12 protein-coding genes are annotated in these 19,595 nt (G+C 52.2%); 10 read left to right on the top strand and 2 right to left on the bottom strand.

Annotated features, from left to right (window positions below):
* Window positions 1-15: 15 nt before the first annotated feature.
* Entirely contained in the window at window positions 16-1,320 is a 1,305-nt protein-coding gene (locus FHS60_RS04370) for an MFS transporter (protein ID WP_183695532.1), read from the bottom strand.
* A gap of 118 nt (window positions 1,321-1,438) precedes the next feature.
* A complete protein-coding gene (locus FHS60_RS04365; protein WP_009346992.1) occupies window positions 1,439-1,906 on the bottom strand; it encodes a nucleoside deaminase in 468 nt (155 codons plus the stop codon).
* An 82-nt stretch (window positions 1,907-1,988) separates the two neighbouring features.
* On the opposite strand from FHS60_RS04365, the gene pepT reads away from it, so the two are divergent.
* From pepT to FHS60_RS04315, 10 genes are all read left to right on the top strand, one after another.
* Window positions 1,989-3,215, top strand: coding sequence for a peptidase T (pepT, locus tag FHS60_RS04360; protein WP_183695530.1), 1,227 nt, complete (start codon window positions 1,989-1,991; stop codon window positions 3,213-3,215).
* Between the two features lie 66 nt (window positions 3,216-3,281).
* The gene (locus FHS60_RS04355; protein WP_183695528.1) at window positions 3,282-5,585 is read left to right on the top strand and encodes a cation:proton antiporter; all 2,304 of its coding nucleotides are present in this window, start codon (window positions 3,282-3,284) and stop codon (window positions 5,583-5,585) included.
* Window positions 5,586-5,820: 235 nt separating this feature from the next.
* Window positions 5,821-8,178 carry a ferrous iron transport protein B gene (gene feoB, locus FHS60_RS04350; protein ID WP_183695526.1) on the top strand — a complete coding sequence of 786 codons (2,358 nt, stop codon included), beginning with the start codon at window positions 5,821-5,823 and terminating at the stop codon, window positions 8,176-8,178.
* A 12-nt stretch (window positions 8,179-8,190) separates the two neighbouring features.
* On the top strand, window positions 8,191-8,346 hold the full coding sequence (locus tag FHS60_RS04345; protein ID WP_183695524.1) for a hypothetical protein: 156 nt from the start codon (window positions 8,191-8,193) through the stop codon (window positions 8,344-8,346).
* 366 nt (window positions 8,347-8,712) lie between these two features.
* Window positions 8,713-11,577 carry a choice-of-anchor J domain-containing protein gene (locus FHS60_RS04340; RefSeq protein ID WP_244957428.1) on the top strand — a complete coding sequence of 955 codons (2,865 nt, stop codon included), beginning with the start codon at window positions 8,713-8,715 and terminating at the stop codon, window positions 11,575-11,577.
* Window positions 11,578-11,962: 385 nt separating this feature from the next.
* Window positions 11,963-13,855 carry a 1-deoxy-D-xylulose-5-phosphate synthase gene (dxs, locus tag FHS60_RS04335; RefSeq protein WP_183695522.1) on the top strand — a complete coding sequence of 631 codons (1,893 nt, stop codon included), beginning with the start codon at window positions 11,963-11,965 and terminating at the stop codon, window positions 13,853-13,855.
* A gap of 51 nt (window positions 13,856-13,906) precedes the next feature.
* Window positions 13,907-15,250: a Trk system potassium transporter TrkA gene (trkA, locus tag FHS60_RS04330; protein WP_183695520.1), complete on the top strand. Its 1,344-nt coding sequence runs from the start codon at window positions 13,907-13,909 to the stop codon at window positions 15,248-15,250.
* A 16-nt stretch (window positions 15,251-15,266) separates the two neighbouring features.
* Window positions 15,267-15,749 carry a hypothetical protein gene (locus FHS60_RS04325; protein WP_183695518.1) on the top strand — a complete coding sequence of 161 codons (483 nt, stop codon included), beginning with the start codon at window positions 15,267-15,269 and terminating at the stop codon, window positions 15,747-15,749.
* Between the two features lie 172 nt (window positions 15,750-15,921).
* On the top strand, window positions 15,922-17,376 hold the full coding sequence (locus FHS60_RS04320) for a TrkH family potassium uptake protein (RefSeq protein WP_183695516.1): 1,455 nt from the start codon (window positions 15,922-15,924) through the stop codon (window positions 17,374-17,376).
* Window positions 17,377-17,389: 13 nt separating this feature from the next.
* Complete coding sequence (locus FHS60_RS04315; RefSeq protein WP_183695514.1) at window positions 17,390-19,381, top strand: dipeptidyl-peptidase 3 family protein; 1,992 nt, start codon at window positions 17,390-17,392, stop codon at window positions 19,379-19,381.
* Window positions 19,382-19,595 lie beyond the last annotated feature (214 nt).

The raw sequence follows: 19,595 nt of genomic DNA, 5'->3' as shown, positions 1-19,595 counted from the left end.
AAAAGAGAGGATGAGCTACTTCTCTGCTCGAATGAAAGAAACACAGAGAGCGCCGAGACAGAGGAAGATACCAGCCACGAACATCATATTGCTCTGGTGAGAACCAACAAGCGTCAGGACATATCCACTAACGGTCGCGGCAATTATCTGCGGCACACAGATCGTTCCATTGAAGAGACCGAGATATGCACCCATGTGACCGTAACCTTGCAGGGCGTTGGTGACAAATGTAAACGGCATAGCGAGCATGGCAGCCCAACCAGCACCAATCAGAAGGAACGGAACGAAGAGCAGATACTGGTCGTGGATGAACGGCACCATACTAAAACCTATTCCGGCAATCACCAAACTGATGGCATAAGCCACTTTCGTGTTGCGGAAACGGGGCAAGACAAGCGCCCAAGCCACACTTCCCATAGCTTGAACGGCAAAGAGAATACCCACCCAGTTTCCAGCTTCTTGGTAAGCATGCGTACTGGTATCCGTCGTATTCCAAACTGTTTCGGAGATTGCACCTGGCGTATAATTCCACATATAAAGGAAACCAGCCCAACAAAAAAACTGAACAAGGCCTACTTTCCAAAACGTGGCAGGAGCATTCTTCAAGAGCGTCAGCCAGTCGGCCTTTTCCTCTTTCACCTCTTCCTTGGCTTCATTATACTCCGCATACTCAGCAGGTGTCCATTCCTTGACCTTCAAAACCGTGTAAACAACACAGAGAATCAAGATAGCTGCACCTACATAGAACGACCAAATGACTGTATCAGGCACAACGCCCTTGGGAGCTTGGTTCTTCAGTCCTATCCATGCAAAAACGTAAGGAAAGACAAAACCTACCACATTGCCGGCATTACAAAGAAAACTTTGGATGGAATAGGCTCTGGCTTTTTGTTTCTCATTGACCATGTCACCCACCAACATCTTGAAGGGTTGCATAGCCATATTGATGGACGTATCAAGGAGCATCAATGCTATCAAGCCGAAAATCATCGCTCCACCAATGGTGAGACCGAACGAACCCGCATTGGGCAACAAACACATCACGGCTACGGCAAAAGCAGCGCCTACGAAAAGATAGGGAATGCGGCGGCCGAAACGCGTCCACGTTTTGTCGCTCAGCGTACCAATGATGGGCTGGACAAGAAGTCCCATCAGCGGAGGCAGAATCCAAAAGTACCCCAAGCTATGAGGGTCTGCCCCCAGCGTGGCAAAGATGCGTGAGATATTAGCCCCTTGTAGGGCATAAGCAATCTGTACGCCGAAGAATCCAAAACTAAGATTCCAGAGCTTCCAGAAATTCAAATTAGGTTTTTGTTTCATAAAAGATTTAGTTTGTATTTGTTATCCCGAAATACACCAAGAGGAGCAATCAGCATGAGCCGCCGGGGCGTTGCTCTCTACTGATTACTCCTCGGAATGTGTTACTGTGATTCTAATTTTAATACTCTACTTTGTCGCCCTTTTCTTTCCACATTTCAAAAGTTTTAAGTGCTTCGGGACGGAGAAGATTCTCCGACTTCAGACGACGGTCTTTGGGATCTATTTCCAATTCCTTATAAATGAAAGAATCGTCGAAACCAGCATCCGCTGCATCGTCCTTATTGCAAGCATAATACATACGGTCGAGATGTGCCCAATAAATAGCTCCCAAGCACATGGGGCAAGGCTCGCAACTCGTGTAAATGTCGCAGCCACTAAGGTCGAACGTGCCCAACTTTTGTCCGGCAGCGCGGATAGCACTCACTTCGGCGTGCGCCGTAGGGTCGTTGTTGGCTGTAACACGATTGACACCTGTGGCAATAATCTCACCATTTTTTACGATTACGGCACCAAATGGGCCACCACCATTCTTCACATTCTCAGCAGAGAGACGGACAGCCTCTCGCATGAAGTCTATTTTTTCCATTAGTATAAAATCAAGTTGTTTGTAGGCAAAAGTAAGAAATAATTTCTATTTTTGCAAAAAGCATATAAATAAACGTCAAAATATGGATATTGTTCAAAGATTTCTTGAATATACGACATTCGACACGCAATCTGCCGAAGACACGGGTAAGACGCCGAGTACGGACAAGCAACTTGTCTTTGCGCGCTTCCTGCGCGATCAGCTCGAGGAGATTGGTTTGGAAGACATAGAACTGACTGACGAAGGCTATCTCTATGCCACACTCCCAGCCAATACTAAGAAGGACGCCCCCGTGGTAGGTTTCATTGCCCACATGGACACCAGTCCCGACGCCTCGGGAGCTAATATCAAACCGCATATTGTTAAGAACTACGACGGTGGAGATATCGAGTTGGAAAAGGGAGGTCTTGTCACAAGTCCTAAAGTTTTCCCTGAACTCCGCCAACATATCGGTGAAGATCTCATTGTGACCGACGGCCACACCCTGCTGGGTGCTGACGACAAGGCAGGTATTGCCGAAATTGTCCAGGCAATGGTTTATCTCAAGGAACATCCCGAAATCGAGCACGGCAAAATCCGCGTGGGCTTTAATCCCGATGAAGAAATCGGCTTAGGTGCTCACAAGTTCGACGTTGAAAAGTTTGGCTGCGAATGGGCCTACACGATGGACGGCGGCGACATTGGCGAATTGGAATTTGAGAATTTCAACGCCGCTGCAGCAAAAGTAGAAATCAAAGGCGTCAGCGTACACACAGGCTATGCCAAGAACAAAATGGTCAATGCAACGCGCGTTGCCGTAGAGTTCATGAACCTCCTTCCGCAGGACGAAATCCCCGAACAGACAGAGGGATACGAAGGTTTCTACCATTGCCTTGGCATTGAGTCAGGTTGTGAGAAAGCCTCGATGCACTTTATCATTCGCGACCACGATGCTCCGAAATTCGAAGCCCGCAAACGCACTATTAAGGAAGTGGCAGCGCAGCTCAATGAGAAGTATGGCGAAGGCACTGTCAGTATCCACATCCACGATCAATACAAGAACATGAAGGAGATGATAGACCCCGTTTACCACGTAGTGGACATAGCCATCAAGGCCATGGAGGAAGCGGGCGTCAGTCCTCGCATCCAAGCCATCCGAGGCGGAACAGATGGTGCACAACTCTCCTTCCGCGGGCTGCCCTGTCCGAACATCTTCGCCGGTGGGCTCGACTTCCACGGTCCTCACGAGTTCCTCCCCATCCGCAACCTTGAAAAAGCGATGGAAGTAGTAGTGAACATCTGCCGCATCGTGGGCAACTTCAACGAATAAGAAACTTTTCCTCATAGAGCCTCAACCTTTGCTAACAAACAGTTGAGGCTCATTTTTTTTCTTCCTATGTCTGAACTTCCACAACTCGTATCCGATCTTGCACTCATTCTGATTGTAGCCGGAATCACCACCCTTCTTTTTAAGCGCCTCAAGCAGCCCCTCATTCTGGGCTATATTCTGGCCGGCTTTCTCACAGGCCCTCACATGACTTGGGTACCCACCGTGTCCGACACAAGCAGTATCGACACATGGTCGAGTATCGGAGTCATCTTCATCATGTTCACCCTCGGCCTTGAGTTCTCTTTCAAGAAGATTGTGAAAATGGGACTTCGCCCTATCATTGCGGCGGTGAGCGTCATCACGTTTATGATTACGATAGGCTCTCTCGTAGGGCGCAGCTTCGGGTGGAGCCACATGAACAGCCTTTTCTTAGGCGGCATGCTGGCTATGTCGTCCACAACTATCATTTATAAAGCCCTCGACGAGTTAGGCTTGCGACAAAAGAAGTTTGCCAACGTCGTACTGGGCGTACTCATTTTGGAGGACATCTTGGGCATCTTGCTCATGGTGATACTCTCGGCTTTGGCCGTCAGCAGCCAGTTTGAAGGCACAGAACTCCTCGAAAGTTTTTTGAAGCTCGGCTTCTTCCTCGTGCTTTGGTTTGTGGTGGGCATCTTTATTGTTCCGCTCGTTTTACGGCGCAACTCAAAATGGATCGGCAAGGAAACGCTGCTCATCGTAAGCGTGGGCCTGTGTTTCCTCCTTGTAGTTCTCGCCACCAAAGCCGGCTACTCTTCGGCCTTTGGTGCGTTTATGATGGGTAGTATCTTGGCCGAAACCATCGAGGCAGAAAGCATTGAGCGCGTAGTAGCTCCCGTCAAAGACCTCTTTGGTGCCATTTTCTTTGTCAGCGTGGGTATGTTGGTAGATCCCTCTATTCTTGTGGCCTATTGGCAACCCATCGTGGTCATCGTATTGGCCATCATCATCGGGCAGACTCTCTTCGGCTCGCTGAGCTTCCTGCTCTCTGGCCACACGCTCAAAGTGAGTATGCAATGCGGTTTCTCGCTCACCCAAATAGGTGAGTTTTCATTCATCCTTGCCAGCCTTGGCGTCAGCTTAGGCGTGACGAGCAAGTTCCTCTATCCCGTGGTGGTGGCAGTAAGTATCATCACCACTTTCACCACCCCCTACCTCATCAAGTTGGCTGAACCTGCTTATGGGTTCGTACAGCGGCTTTTGCCCCATACTGTCACGCGCCGTTTGGAGCAGCGAGGCGCAGCATTAGAAAAGCAAAAATCTGCACACCCTTGGAAGAAAATGCTGACCAGTCAGCTCATCATCACGGGAGCGTACCTCGTCTTGTCGGCCGCCTTTGTTGCCATCTCGTTCTCCACGGTACTCCCTCTCTCTCGCGGTATCTTTGGCCACTGGGCAGGCAACATCTTGAGCGGCATCATTACCTATGTGGGCGTGAGCATTTTCCTACGCCCCATTGTGACGAAGAAATACTTTTCTCCGCAGGTGGAAGAGTGGCGCAGGGAGCACTCCACGATGAATCTCATTCTCTTCAATATCACTGTGCTTATCCGCTTCGCCATTGCCACTGCTGGAATTTTCTATATCATCGAATTTCTCTGCCCGCTGCGTTGGTACTGGAACGCCCTGTGTGCAGTTGTCCTCACGCTCTCCTTTGTGCTGGAGAAATTTGCCGTCCACAACCATTTCGCGCTGTGGGTGAAACTCATTTCTATCCGCTTAGAGCGTACCTTCACCACCAATCTGCGCTCACGTGAGATACACGCGGCATCGCGCCGTCCAGGCTATGCCAACACGTTGCAAAAGCATGATGTCCACCTCTCCGAACTTGCACTGCCCGAAGACTCATGCTGGGGCGGGAAAACGCTGCGCGAACTCCAACTGGGGCATCGCGACAGTGTGCACGTTGCGGCCATCATCCGCGGCAACAGTCGCATCAATATCCCCGACGGTGAAACCATGCTCTTTCCTTGCGATCGCATAGAGGTGATAGGCGATGACGAGAGCCTCCACAATCTGTCGAAACGAATGAATAGTGAAATTGCAGAGGCCACGCCCAACGATAGGAAGCATCACCTCGACATCGACCATTTCACCATTCACACGGGTTCTCCGCTCTGCGACAAAGACCTCTTCGAGGCAAATATCCGCACGGACTTCCAATGCCTGGTGGTAGGCTTCGACAATGACGACGAAACGAGTAATGCTATCGACCTCCCCTCGGCCGACCGTGTCATCCATGCGGGCGACACCATCTGGCTGGTGGGCGAAAGCGATGATTTGAAACGTCTCCGCCAATACAGCCTCCCGAAAAAAGAAAATCAGGAATAAGAGCAGAAGAGTGTCGGACCAGTCCGACCAGTCTGACCTGTCCGACACTCTTCAAGCCAGCTGGCTCTGACTCAAAAATACAATAAGGCTGTCAGCTGGCTTCCTTATTGTATCAGCTGACGCAATAAGGAAGCCAGCTGACACAATAAGGATATTTTTTGCTACCATCCCCTAAACGCGGTATGGCAGGTATGAAAAAACACGCGTAACTTTGCTTTTTCAAAACATAACAATCATGACATTAAAAGAACTCAATATAGGTCAAACCGGACGGGTGACAGCTGTGGGAGGAGAGGGCGCACTGCGCCAGCACTTCCTCGACATGGGCGTTATTCCAGGGATTGATGTGAAATTAGTGAAATATGCGCCAATGGGCGACCCTATGCAGCTGCTCGTGCAAGGCTACGAACTGACGCTCCGACTGGCAGATGCTGAGAAAATCGATATAGAGCTGCAAGAAAACCCTGAACCTCTGAAGAGCGGACACAACTTCAGCGCCAGCTACGGGCATGAGGAGGCTCACCCGGGCTATGGCGAAATGAACCCGCTGGAGGGGCGCAAGGGCGAACACAAACATATCGTTAACGAGAAAGTGACCTTTGCGCTCTTGGGTAATCAAAACAGCGGAAAAACTACGCTCTTCAACCAACTGACGGGCGCCAATCAGCACGTAGGTAACTTCCCTGGCGTGACAGTAGACCAGAAAACTGGGACTATCAAAGGCCACCCCGAAGCCACCGTTACCGACCTGCCCGGCATCTACTCGCTATCGCCTTACAGCAATGAGGAAATCGTGAGCCGAGAGTTTATTTTCAACGTCCACCCTACTTGCATCATCAACATCGTGGATGCGTCCAACATTGAGCGCAACCTCTACCTGACAATGCAGATTCTGGAACTGGGCATCCCCACTGTCCTGGCGCTCAACATGATGGACGAGGTGCGCAACAACGGCGGAACGATTCTCGTCAATGAGTTGGAAAGTCGCTTGGGCATCCCCGTTATCCCGATTTCAGCACTGAAAAACGAGGGTGTGGCAGAACTCGTGGAACACGCCCTTCATGTGGCAAAATTCAACGAAGGCCCTGCGCGTCAGGACTTCTGCGGTGCTCACGAACACGGAGGTGCGGTGCATCGCGCCATTCACGCCATGACGCATCTCATCTACGACCACGCCGAGAAGGCACAAATTCCGGCACGCTTCGCCGCCACGAAACTCCTCGAAGGCGATGCGCTCGTGAACAAAGCCCTGCAACTGGAGAAAAACGAGGAGGAAATGATGGGACACATACGCCAACAAATGGAGGAAGAGCGCGGACTCGATGCCGCGGCCGCTATTGCCGATATGCGCTACAGCTTCATTCTGTCAGCATGTGCCGACACGGTGGTGAAGCCGCAGGAGAGCAAAGAACACGCCCGCAGCAGGCGCATCGACACCATCCTCACGGGGCGTTGGACAGCCTTTCCAGCCTTTCTCCTCATTATGGCGGGTATCTTCTACATTACTTTCGACCTCCTCGGAACTACACTTCAGGATTGGTTACAAGAGGGTGTCGACTGGTTTACCGAAGTGAGCGATCAAGCCCTTACTGCTTGGAACGTCTCCCCCATTCTCCACGATTTGATCATCCAAGGTGTCTACACGGGTGTGGGCACTGTCGTTAGTTTCTTACCCATCATCATCATTCTTTTCTTCTTCCTTTCCATGCTGGAGGACAGCGGCTATATGGCACGTATAGCCTTCGTCATGGACAAGAGTATGAGAAAGCTTGGCTTGTCTGGGCGAAGCATCGTTCCCCTGCTGATGGGCTTCGGTTGCTCCGTTCCGAGCGTGATGGCAACCCGAACGCTGCCCTCCGAACGCGACCGCCGCATGACGGTGATGCTGACGCCGTTCATGAGTTGCACTGCCAAGCTCCCCATCTATGGTTTCTTCATCGCGGCCTTCTTCCCCCACAACGGCGGCCTTATCATGACGGGGCTTTACCTACTGTCGATCTTGGTGGGTATCATCGTGGCGCTTATCATGAAGAAGATAGCGTTCCGCGGCGAGGCTGTACCATTTGTTATGGAGCTTCCCAACTACCGTTTGCCTGGTGCGCAGAGCGTTTTGCGCCTCATCTGGGACAAGACGAAGGACTTCATCCAGCGCGCCTTTAGCATCATCCTCGTGGCAACAATTCTGATATGGTTTCTCCAGTCGTTCGACTTCGGTCTGAACGCTGTGACCGATTCCGAACAAAGTATGCTGGCGCATATCGCCAATCTGATTGCCCCCATCTTTAGTCCGTTGGGCTTCGGCAACTGGAAGTTTGTTTCTTCCCTCATTGCCGGCTTCATGGCAAAGGAGAGCGTGGTGGCCACCATGACGGTGCTCTTTGGCAACACTACGGGATTCCACGCTGCATTGGCTTTCCCTGCGGCCATCTCCCTGCTCGTCTTCTCTTTGCTCTACACGCCGTGTGTGGCAACAATCGCCACCGTGAAGCAAGAAATGGGGCGCAACTACGCCATTGGTCTTGTGTTCTGGCAAACGGCTATCGCTTGGCTGTGCGCTCTCATAGCCTACGGCCTTGCTCTTTTTATTTTCTAACACATTCGTCGTATGAATCTACAAAGTATTCTCTTGCTACTGCTCATCGTGGCTATCGTGGTGGGCGTGCTGACAAAAAAGATTCTTGAGCATCGGCACAACAAAAAGAAATGTGAAACGTGTCACGCTCAGGGCTGTGCGCTCAAAGAGCTCCTCAACAAGGAATGAGGGCCACAAAGAAAGAAACACTTCGCCATAGAGAGTTGGAATTTCCTCTTAGGCAATAAATACAAATCAACATAAAAAACTCTGTCCGCAACACCTTTAGTGGGTGCTGCGGACTTTTTGTTGGTCAGCACCTATTATATAAAGAAGAAAAATACCCCACAGAAAAATCCACATCCTACAGAAGTATACAAGTAGATTATTCTTCTATATGAATTTCTCAAACAGAAAAAAGCAAAAGCTAAAAAGACCGAAAGGCGCAAAAACTCACTTCTTAAACTAAATAATCCCATTTTGTTAGGCATTATTCATAGTATTTAATATATTTGCCGCAAAATTTTCTATTTATAACTCAAAATCCATTTTGTCATGAGGAGTACTATAGTAGCAATGATGATGCTTCCACTGGCCCTACAAGCGCAAAATATTACGCTGCCGTGGACACAGACGTTCGAAGAGGAATCCGCTTTCGAATGCTTCACAGTGCTTGACGCAAACACAGACGATCAAGCCTTCAAGTTTAATCTCATTTCTCAGGCAGCTTCTTGTTCGCGCACGATACAGGCTGACGACTGGTTGTTCAGTCCTAAGGTAGCGCTCAAAGCTGGTAAGACCTATTCTCTGGCCTTTGTTGTGAGCGGAGAGTCGCAGAATGCAAAGGAAACCTACGAAGTGAAAATCGGTCAAGGCACTACGGTGGACGATATGACTAAGACGCTCGTAGAAGAAAAGGAAGCCCCGGAAGATTTCATTGAGAAAGCTACGGTGACAACCTCTTTCTCTGTTCCTGCCGATGGCGAATACAACATTGGCTGGCACTTCAACACCGCTTTCCAGTTCAACGAAGGTGCGCTGTATATATATAGTATAGAACTCAAGGAACAACTCGCTGCCGGAGCTCCCACAGGCGTAACAAACGCAACGGTTACGCCCGCTGCCAACGGTGGCAACTCTGCCGTTATCAACTTCACCGCGCCCAGCACCGACCAATCGGGCGGCGTTCTCACGAGCTTGACGAAGATTGAAGTTTATCGTGGCGACCAGCTCGTTCATACTTTTGAAAACCCGCTGCCAGGTAGCGCACTGAGCTATACTGACACCAATGTCCCCAATGGTACAACGACCTACAAGCTCGTACCGTCCAACGCACAAGGTCAGGGTTCGGAAGTGAGCGTGAGCGCATTTGTGGGTATTGATGTACCTGCTGCCGTTGCCAAACTCAATCTGACTTATGCCAACGGTAAGGCGCAGCTCGCTTGGGACAAAGTGACAACAGGCGCTAATGGTGCTTATGTGAATCCCGCAAGCATCACCTACACACTGAAGCGTGGAAAATCCACAGAACTTACCTCCACGCTGACGGCTAACACCTATGAGGACACGCCCACAGTGCCTGAACAGCAGGAATTGCTCTACTACAGCATCACGCCGAAGAACGAAGCAGGCGAAGGAAAGGTGACATACTCAAAGATGGTGGTAACGGGTAAGCCCTACACGCTGCCGATGTACGAATCTTTCAAGAATGGTAAGATGTCCAACTTCTGGTTGGTCGACTACAACAATCGTGTTCGTTGGACTCCGCTGGCCGACGAAGGAAGTTTCTCACAAGACGCTGACCGCGGCTTTATCGCTTTCACGCCGATGTTCGACGGAGAATGGTCGCGCTTGGAGAGCGGTTTGATTGATCTTGGCACTGCCAAAGAACCGATGCTGACATTCTACTACAAGACTCACACACAAGCTGAGGACACATTGGTTGTGTCGGTTTCTAAGGACTATGCAGCCCTCGATACCATCAAGGCCATCCCGATGAAGACCACTGTAACGCGTCAGTGGGTAAAGGTGGAGTTGTCTCTGAAGCAGTTTGTGGGCAGCAAATTCATCCAGCTGGCTTTCGACTATAAGGGTCAGAGCAATGCAAGCAATATCTACCTCGACAACATCAGCTTGGTGGATCGCAAGGACAACGACCTCAAGGCAGAGCTTACTGAAGCTCCCGCTCATCTGCGTGTCGACCTCCCCGCATCTGTTGTTGTGAGCGTGACCAATATCGGTGCTACAGATGTCAACGACTATGATGTGGTACTCTACAACGGCGACAAGCGTTTGGTAAGCATGAAGGGCGCTGCCGTTGCTCAAGGTAACAAGGTGGAAAATACGCTAACGTTCACTCCGCAGCGCGACTTAGGCGATGTGGCCAACCTCTACGCAAAGGTGGAATATACAGCTGACCAAGATCTGACGGACAACACGACCGACACGGTTAGCGTCAGCGTGAAATATCCTTCCTACCCCGCAGCAAAACAACTGCAAGCTGTTGCTGGTACAAACAACAAGCTGACATGGGGAACTCCCAACGCACCGCGCACACAGGACGAACCTGTCACTGAAAGCTTCGAAAACTACGACGACTTCACGTACAAGAACATTGGCGACTGGTCGCTCTACGATGTAGACAACCACACCGTTTACGGCTTTAACGAATCCACCTTCCCCGGTATGGGCGACCGCCAGGCATGGACGGTGTTCAACTACTCAGCAACAACTCCTGCCAGCGGTCCAGGTTGGAAGGGACACAGCGGCGACAAGCTGCTCATCTCCTTCGGTGCTCCGCGCGCCGTGACGCAGAACTGGCTCGTTTCTCCCGAACTTCCGGGTAAGGCGCAGACCATCTCGCTCTGGGAAAAGGCATTCAAGGCCGAGAACAACGAGACTTACAGCGTGTACTACTCTACTACGGGCTTCAACCGCGCCGACTTCCAGCTGATTGCTGACGCTCATGTGGTTCCGACAGACTGGGCTAAGGCAGAATACAACCTGCCCGAGGGTGCTAAATACTTTGCTATCGTGGCATCCAGCAAGGATGGTTTCGCCACACTCATTGACGACATCACCTTCTTGCCCGACTCTTCAGCAGCACAACAGCTGACACTCGTGGGCTACAACATCTATCGCGATGGCGTTAAGCTGAACAGCACACCGGTTCAAGGCAATCAGTTCACAGACACTGTGGGCGGTGGACAATATACCTACACCGTAACAGCCGTTTACGACAAGGGCGAATCTCGCTTCTCCAACGCTGCCAAGGTTGGTACAACATCAGGCATCGCAACGACAGAAACTGCAACTACTGCCGATGAGAATGCTCCGCGCTACGACCTCTCTGGCCGCCGCGTTAGCAAGACCTTCAAAGGCCTCTATATCAGCAACGGCAAGAAGCAGATCAACAAATAAGAAAGTCACATTTATTTCTTAATACTCCAACAGCTGCACGGTGACAACACCGTGCAGCTGTTTTCTTTTTCCCTACCATCAGCCTCCCACTCTGACAGCACTGAAAAATACAATAAGGATGCTGGCGGATAGAATAAGGCTGTCAGCTGACACAATAAGGGCGTGAGCTGACAGCCTTATTCTATTTTTCCATCTCTCCCCAATCAGGACGCAGAGAAGAAACAAGGTGGGCAACACGAAGTTAGCCTCTTTTCTCAGCCTATTCCTCTCGATTTCCTCCTCTTCCTTATCAGCAGGAAGGAGCAGAGGAAAGCACACAAAAGAACGTTTCTTTTTGCATTTCCCTGGCTTTACACTACATTTGGGGCATAAAAAGACATTAGAAATGCCTAAGTTTAAGTACTTATCCAAAATAAATTCACCTGCTGACCTTCGAGAGTTGCGCGTTGAGGAACTTCCCGCCGTTTGCGAAGAGTTGCGCACCGACATCATCGAGGAAGTGTCCCACAACCCGGGGCATCTCGCTTCGAGCCTGGGCGTTGTGGAACTCACCGTAGCCCTCCACTATGTGTTCAGCACCCCCTACGACCGCATTGTGTGGGATGTAGGACACCAGGCCTATGGTCATAAAATCTTGACAGGCCGCCGCGACAATTTCTACACCAATCGAAAGCTCAACGGCATTTGTCCGTTCCCCACGCCCACCGAGAGCGAATACGACACATTCACCTGCGGTCATGCTTCCAACTCCATCTCGGCAGCCTTAGGTATGGCCGTGGCTGCGCTGAAGAAGGGCGAAGTGGACCGCCATGTAGTGGCCGTAATCGGCGATGGCTCCATGAGTGGCGGTTTGGCCTTTGAAGGCCTCAACAACACCAGCGACACGCCCAACAATATGCTCATCGTTCTGAACGATAACAACATGAGCATCGACAGTTCCGTGGGCGGCATGAAGGAATACCTGCTGCATCTGCACACGAGCAGCAAGTACAACAGTTTGCGCTTCCGCCTTTCTCGCTTGCTCTACAAATGGGGCTGGCTCAATGAGAACCGCCGGCGTGCCGCCATTCGCTTCAACAACGCCCTGAAGTCGCTGATAGCCAATCAGCAGAACATCTTCGAGGGCATGAATATCCGCTATTTCGGTCCGATGGACGGACACAACGTAATAGAACTCGTACGCACGCTCCGCAGCATCAAAGACATGGGCGGACCGAAGTTACTCCACATTCACACCACCAAAGGCAAGGGTTTAGCCCCCGCCGAAGACGACCCCACCGTTTGGCATGCTCCCGGAAAGTTCGATCCCGACAGCGGTGAGCGCGTGGAGCAGAGTGACGCCAACCAACCGCCCAAATTCCAGGATGTGTTTGGCGAAACCTTGGTGGAACTGGCACAGCAGAATGAGAAAATCATCGGCGTGACGCCCGCCATGCCCACGGGGTGCTCCATGAACATTCTGATGAAAGCCCTCCCCCGCCGCGCCTACGATGTGGGCATTGCCGAAGGCCACGCCATGACCTTCAGCGCGGGGATGGCCAAGGAAGGCATGATTCCGTTCTGCAACATTTACAGCGCCTTCAGTCAGCGCGCTTACGACAACATCATCCACGATGCTGCCATCTTGAATTTGCCCGTAGTGCTCTGTCTGGATCGTGCCGGCATCGTGGGAGCTGACGGACCTACGCATCACGGTGTGTTCGACATGGCCGCGTTGCGTCCCGTCCCTAATCTGACCATCGCCTCGCCCTACGACGAGCAAGAGTTGCGCCGCCTCATGTACACGGCACAGTTGCCCGGCAAGGGAACTTTCGTGATACGCTACCCCCGCGGAAGCGGCCGCCTGACGGACTGGCGCTGTCCGCTGGAGGAGGTGCCCGTTGGCAAAGGGCGCAAAATCAAGGACGGAGCCGATCTGGCCATCGTCAGCATTGGCCCACTCGGCAACACAGCTGCCGATGCCATTGCTGAAGTGGAGAAAGAGACGGATAAGACCATCGCGCTCTACGACCTGCGCTTCCTCAAGCCCCTCGACGAGGAGCTGCTGACAGAAGTGGGCCGTCGCTTCAGCCACATCATCACCATCGAAGACGGAACAAGAGTTGGAGGCATGGGTAGTGCCGTACTCGAGTTTATGGATGACCACGACTTGCCCGCGCGCATCCATCGCCTCGGTTTGCCCGACGAATTTGTGGAGCACGGCAGCGTGGACGAACTCTACCGCATCGTAGGGCTCGACAAGGACAGCATTGTCCGCGAAATAAAAAGAAGATTATAGGAACGCACTTCTCCATGAAAGAGGAGCGCACGACTCATTCTATATAAGATTATGAAAATTATCATTGCCGGTGCAGGCTCAGTAGGAACTCATCTGGCCAAACTTTTCTCGTTGGAGAACCATGACATCACGCTCATTGATGAAGATATGGCCCGACTGATGGACATTGGTAACAACTTCGATATTCTCACCCTCAACGATGACCCATCCTCCATCCATGTGATTCGTGATGCTGGAGCGCGCAATGCAGACCTCTTCATCGCTGTTACTCCCGACGAGGCACACAACCTCACCATTTGCATGCTGGCCAAGCAGTTAGGGGCAAAGCAAACAGTGGCGCGCGTGAACAACCATGAGTACGCGCTCGAGAGCAACCGCGAGCTCTTCAGTCGGACGGGTGTGGACAGCATTATCTATCCCGAAATGGCCGCTGGTAAGGAAATCATGGACAACATCCGCCGCAGCTGGACCCGCCAGTGGATTCCGATGCTCAACGATCAGCTTGTGTTGCTCTGCATCAAAGTGAGAACGGGAGCTAGGATTCTCAACGTGCCGCTTCGCGATATCTCCAAGCCCGACAGCCCCTACCACGTTGTGGCCATCAAGCGTAAAGAGGACACCATCATCCCCCACGGCAACGACTGCCTACTCGACCAGGATGTGGTCTACTTCATGACAACGGAGCTCGAGGCGAGCTACATCAAAGAGATTGCCGGAAAACAGGATTATCCCGATGTGCGCAACGTTTTCTTCTTGGGCGGCGGCAACACCACGGAGAGAGCCTTGGCTTTCCTCCCCGACTATATGCACGCAAAAGTCTTCGAAAGCGACCCGCGCCGCATCGAGCATCTCCAGTCGCTCTATGAGGACAACCGCATCATGTGTATCAACGAAGACGGCCGCAATATCGACCTGCTCGAAGAAGAGGGCATCCATCGGGCACAAGCCTTTGTGGCCACAACCTCGAGCAGTTCGGAGAACGTTTTGAGTTGCTTGAACGCCAAAAAGCTCGGTGTGAGAAAGACTGTGGCTTTGATTGACAATTCCAACTATGTGACGATGGCCCAGAGCCTCGACATCGGTTCTATTATAGACAAAAAAACACTGGCCGCCGACAAAATCTACAACCGCATACTACAGTCGGACGTGACAAACGTGAAAAGCCTCATCATTGCCGCAGCCGATGTGGCGGAACTCGTGGTGAAGGAAGGTTCACGCGCCACGCGCCACCCTGTTCGCGACCTCAATTTGCCTTCCACTCTAACCCTGGGCGGCATGATGCGCAATGGCGTTGGGTCGCTCATCAATGGTATGACACAGTTGCAGGCCGGCGACACGGTGATGGCCTTCTGCATCGAAGGAAGCATCAATAAACTCGGAAAATATTTTAATTAAAACACCCATAGTAATCATGTATTCAGATTTCTTCCTTGGTCTTTTAGTAGGACTCCTTATCGTGCTCTTCATCAGTGGCTACGTGAAGTATTATTGGAACAACCGCAAAGGCGGCACATTGCAGAAACCCATCGAGGAAGCCCTGCGCGAACCCGATGCATGGGAGAGCAAGAAGGCTGCCCTTGAGGAGCAGTATGGTCCCATCACGAAAGAGGTGGTTGTGTCCCACTACATCGATGACGTGAGCGACAACGCGTTCTTCTTCGATGCTTCGCGCACACTCCTCCTTATGAATTTCCCCATCAAGTACGACTCCATCGAGCAATACAGCCTTAGCTTCGACGGCGTTTATGTGCTGAAAGTTTGGGTGGAGGGACTTCCGGGTCACTATCTCACGCAGAGCACCAACAATGCGCAGGCTGCCAACGAACTAAAGGCAGAACTGGCACGCGTGGTGGGCGAAGACAAGCTCTACACCATCACCGAAAAGTGGAACTAAACTTCCTTCTGACACACTAACGGGCGGGGACGACTTCCAGCAAGGAGAGGTATCCTCGCCCCCTTATTTTGCACTTTTTCCGAAAAGGCGTAACTTTGTCGTGGATAGTGCAGGATTTCGTTCGAGGTGTTTCACTAAATGGAACTCCTCGATAGGTCCAAGACAAAACAATATGAACTACAAAATAATCTGGTCCGTCCTCGGACAGTTGCTTTTCCTCGAAGCCGTTCTCCTCTTGGGTACATGGGGCGTGGCTTACATCTACCACGAAGACGCCTTGCTCTCGTTCGGTCTTCCCACCTTTCTCAGCATCCTCGGCGGCATGTTGCTAAAGTTTGCAGGACGAGGATTTGAGAACCGCATGGGGCGGCGCGAGGGCTTCTTGATAGTGAGCTCCACATGGGTCTTGTTCTCCGTGGTGGGCATGCTGCCGTTCCTGCTGAGCGGCACGGAAAGTCGCGTGAGCTGTACATTCTTCGAGGCCATGTCCGGATTCACCACTACGGGGGCCACGGTGCTCAACAACATCGATTCCCTCCCTCATTGCATCAACTTCTGGCGCACCCTGACCCATTGGGTGGGCGGTGTGGGTATCGTGTTCTTCACCATCGCCATTCTGCCAAACATGGGCGTAGGGGAACAGAAACTCTTCTCCGCTGAAGCCTCGGGACTAAACATCGGAAAACTCCATCCACGCATCCGCACCACGGCTCGCTGGATTGGAGGCCTCTATTTCTTCCTCACAATGGCTTGCGCAGTGAGCTTATATTTCGTTGGCATGACTCCGTTCGACGCCATCTGCCACGCGTTCTCCACCATGGGTACGGGAGGTTTCTCCACCCACCAGACGAGCATCGCTTTCTTTGATTCTATACAGATTGAATACGTCCTCATCCTCTTCATGTTCTTTGCCAGCATCAATTTCACGTTGCTGTATCTGGCCATCATAAAACACCGCTGGAAGGATGTATGGAAGGACGGCGAGCTGCGCTGCTTCCTGCTCATCCTCGTTAGTGTGACCGTGGTGGGGGCTCTTGTGCTCCACCTCGTGGACCACCGCCCGTGGGAAACAGCCGTCCGACTCAGCACGTTCCACACCATAGCCATACAGTCGACAACGGGATTCACCACGGAAGACTTCATGCTGTGGCATCCCTCCACCTGGATGTTTGTTGCCTTTATCACGATGGTGGGAGCCTGTGCTGGCAGCACGAGTGGCGGTATCAAATGTATCCGCATCCTCACGATATGGAAAGCCATCGTCAATGAGTTCCGCCTCATCCTTCATCCCCACGCCGTTTTCCCGCTCCGCATCAACAGTCAGCCCCTTCCGCCGGCCGTGGTTCGCAACGTGTTCGTTTTCGTGGCCTGCTATTTCGGCCTCACCTTGTTTGGCTCCATAGCTCTCATGGCGATGGGGCTCAGCATGATGGACTCCGTGAGCTGCTGTATCACTTCGCTCTCCAACGTAGGCCCGGGCTATGGCTACCGCATCGGACCGCTCGATTCTTGGAACGTTCTCCCCGATGCCGCCCTTTGGATCAATTCGTTCCTCATGCTGGCCGGCCGCTTGGAGATCTTCTCGCTGCTCCTCCCGTTCATTCCTGATTTCTGGAGAGACAACTAAAAATAACTATCACATGAAGAAAATTCTCACTGCAATGATGCTTACTGCAACCATGGCTGCTAACAGCCAAACGGCGGGCTTTCGCTACACTGACGAGGCCTTTGCCGACATTCAGATGCTTCGCTACAAAGTGGAAGGCTTCGAGAAGCTGACCCTCCGCCAGAAGACTCTCGTCTACTATCTCAGCGAGGCTGCCCTTCAAGGCCGCGACATCCTCTTCGATCAAAACGGACGCTACAACCTGCGCATACGGCGTATGCTCGAAACAGTCTATACGCAATACCGCGGCGACCGCAACAGCAAGGATTTCCGCGAACTCACCACGTATCTCAAGCGGGTGTGGTTCTCCAGTGGCATCCACCACCATTACGGTTCGGAGAAGTTCCAGCCGGGCTTCTCGGAGAAATGGCTCCGCCAGACTCTGACTGATCTCAACTACTCGCTTGATGAGGAAATCTTCCCCGTCATCTTCAATCCGGAAGTGATGCCCATGCGCGTCAACCAAAAGGACGGCGATGACCTCATCCTCACTTCGGCCGAAAACTACTACGGACCGGGCGTTACGCAGGCTGAAGCGGAAGAGTTCTATACCCAGCGCAAGGCCATCAACGACCCGCACCCCATCATGATGGGCCTTAACAGCCGCTTGGTGAAGGAGGACGGCGAACTCACGGAGCAAGTGTGGCGCGAACACGGCCTCTATGGCTCGGCCATTACGCGCATCATCGATTGTCTGCAAAAGGCTCGCCCCTTCTGCGACACCGAGAAGCAGCAACACGTCATCGACAAGCTCATCGAGTTCTACCGCACCGGCGACCTCTGCACATACGACGCTTGGTCCATCCTTTGGCTCAAAAACACGGAGGACCTCGTGGACTTCACCAACAACTTCACGGAAACTTACGGCGACCCGCTCGGCATGAAAGCCAGCTGGGAAGCTATCGTCAACTTCAAGGACATCGAAGCCACGCGCCGCACCGAAACGCTCAGTGCCAACGCGCAATGGTTTGAGGACCATTCGCCCGTAGATGCTCGCTTCAAGAAGGAGAAAGTGAAAGGCGTGAGCGCAAAGGTCATCACTGCGGCCATCCTCGGCGGCGATCTCTACCCCTCAACGGCCATCGGCATCAACTTGCCCAACTCCGACTGGGTTCGAAAGGAACACGGCTCTAAGTCCGTCACCATCGGCAACCTGACCGATGCCTACAGCAAGGCGGCTCACGGCTCGGGCATGGACAAGGAATTTGTCATCGACGAGGCTACGCGCCAACTCATCAATCGCTATGGCGATATCACGGACGATCTACACACCGACCTCCACGAATGTCTTGGCCATGGCTCGGGAAAACTCCTTCCTGGCACTGACCCCGACTCGCTCAAGGCCTACGGCTCTACCATCGAGGAGGGACGCGCCGACCTCTTCGGCCTCTACTATGTGGCCGACCCGAAAATGACGGAACTTGGTCTTACGCCCGATGCTGAAGCCTACAAAGCGCAGTACTACACCTACATGCAGAACGGCCTGCTCACGCAGCTGGTGCGCATCAAACCGGGCAACAACATTGAGGAAGCTCACATGCGCAACCGCGCCTTCATCGCCCACTGGGCTTACGAGCAGGGCCGCGACAAGAAGGTGGTGGAACTCGTGAAGCGTGGCGGAAAAACCTACGTTCGCATCAACGACTACCCCGCTCTACGCCAGCTCTTCGGCAAACTCTTGGCTGAGGTGCAGCGCATCAAGAGCGAGGGCGACTATGAGGCCGCACGCCAACTCGTGGAGACTTACGGCGTGAAGGTAGACTCGAAGCTCCACAAGGAAATCCTCGATCGCTACAACAAGCTCAACCTCAAACCCTACAAGGGCTTCATCAATCCTGTTTACTCGGCCGTTCGCGACGCACAAGGCAATATCACTGACGTGAAACTCGACTACACCGAGCCTTACGACAAGCAAATGCTCCGCTACAGCCGCGACTACAATACGCTGCCGGATGTGAACGAATAAGCTTTTGGTCGGAGAAATCGGACCAGTCCGACCAGTCTGACCCGTCCGACTTGTCCAACTTGCTCCAAGATTTAGCCAAAAGCCCCTTCACTTTTGCCGAAAATCTCTGAAATTTTTCTCTCGCGCCCCAATATTCTGACGTAAGGAAGAATATTGGGTTTTCTTCTTCTTTTATCTTCTTCTTTTTATAGGGGGTGTGGGGGGAATGTTTTTC

Source organism: Alloprevotella rava (assembly GCF_014195585.1).
Classification (GTDB): Bacteria; Bacteroidota; Bacteroidia; order Bacteroidales; family Bacteroidaceae; genus Alloprevotella; species Alloprevotella rava.
Note: the sequence above shows the minus strand (reverse complement) of the source record. Positions and strands in the feature narration are given on the sequence as shown.

Excerpts from the sequence above, each read along its gene's own strand:
- FHS60_RS04365 (WP_009346992.1), bottom strand. The coding sequence starts at position 1,906 with ATGGAAAAAATAGACTTCATGCGAGAGGCTGTCCGTCTCTCTGCTGAG.
- FHS60_RS04315 (WP_183695514.1), top strand. The coding sequence starts at position 17,390 with ATGAAGAAAATTCTCACTGCAATGATGCTTACTGCAACCATGGCTGCT.
- FHS60_RS04345 (WP_183695524.1), top strand. The coding sequence starts at position 8,191 with ATGAATCTACAAAGTATTCTCTTGCTACTGCTCATCGTGGCTATCGTG.
- pepT (WP_183695530.1), top strand. The coding sequence starts at position 1,989 with ATGGATATTGTTCAAAGATTTCTTGAATATACGACATTCGACACGCAA.
- FHS60_RS04355 (WP_183695528.1), top strand. The coding sequence starts at position 3,282 with ATGTCTGAACTTCCACAACTCGTATCCGATCTTGCACTCATTCTGATT.
- FHS60_RS04370 (WP_183695532.1), bottom strand. The coding sequence starts at position 1,320 with ATGAAACAAAAACCTAATTTGAATTTCTGGAAGCTCTGGAATCTTAGT.
- FHS60_RS04320 (WP_183695516.1), top strand. The coding sequence starts at position 15,922 with ATGAACTACAAAATAATCTGGTCCGTCCTCGGACAGTTGCTTTTCCTC.
- FHS60_RS04325 (WP_183695518.1), top strand. The coding sequence starts at position 15,267 with ATGTATTCAGATTTCTTCCTTGGTCTTTTAGTAGGACTCCTTATCGTG.
- feoB (WP_183695526.1), top strand. The coding sequence starts at position 5,821 with ATGACATTAAAAGAACTCAATATAGGTCAAACCGGACGGGTGACAGCT.
- FHS60_RS04340 (WP_244957428.1), top strand. The coding sequence starts at position 8,713 with ATGAGGAGTACTATAGTAGCAATGATGATGCTTCCACTGGCCCTACAA.
- trkA (WP_183695520.1), top strand. The coding sequence starts at position 13,907 with ATGAAAATTATCATTGCCGGTGCAGGCTCAGTAGGAACTCATCTGGCC.
- dxs (WP_183695522.1), top strand. The coding sequence starts at position 11,963 with ATGCCTAAGTTTAAGTACTTATCCAAAATAAATTCACCTGCTGACCTT.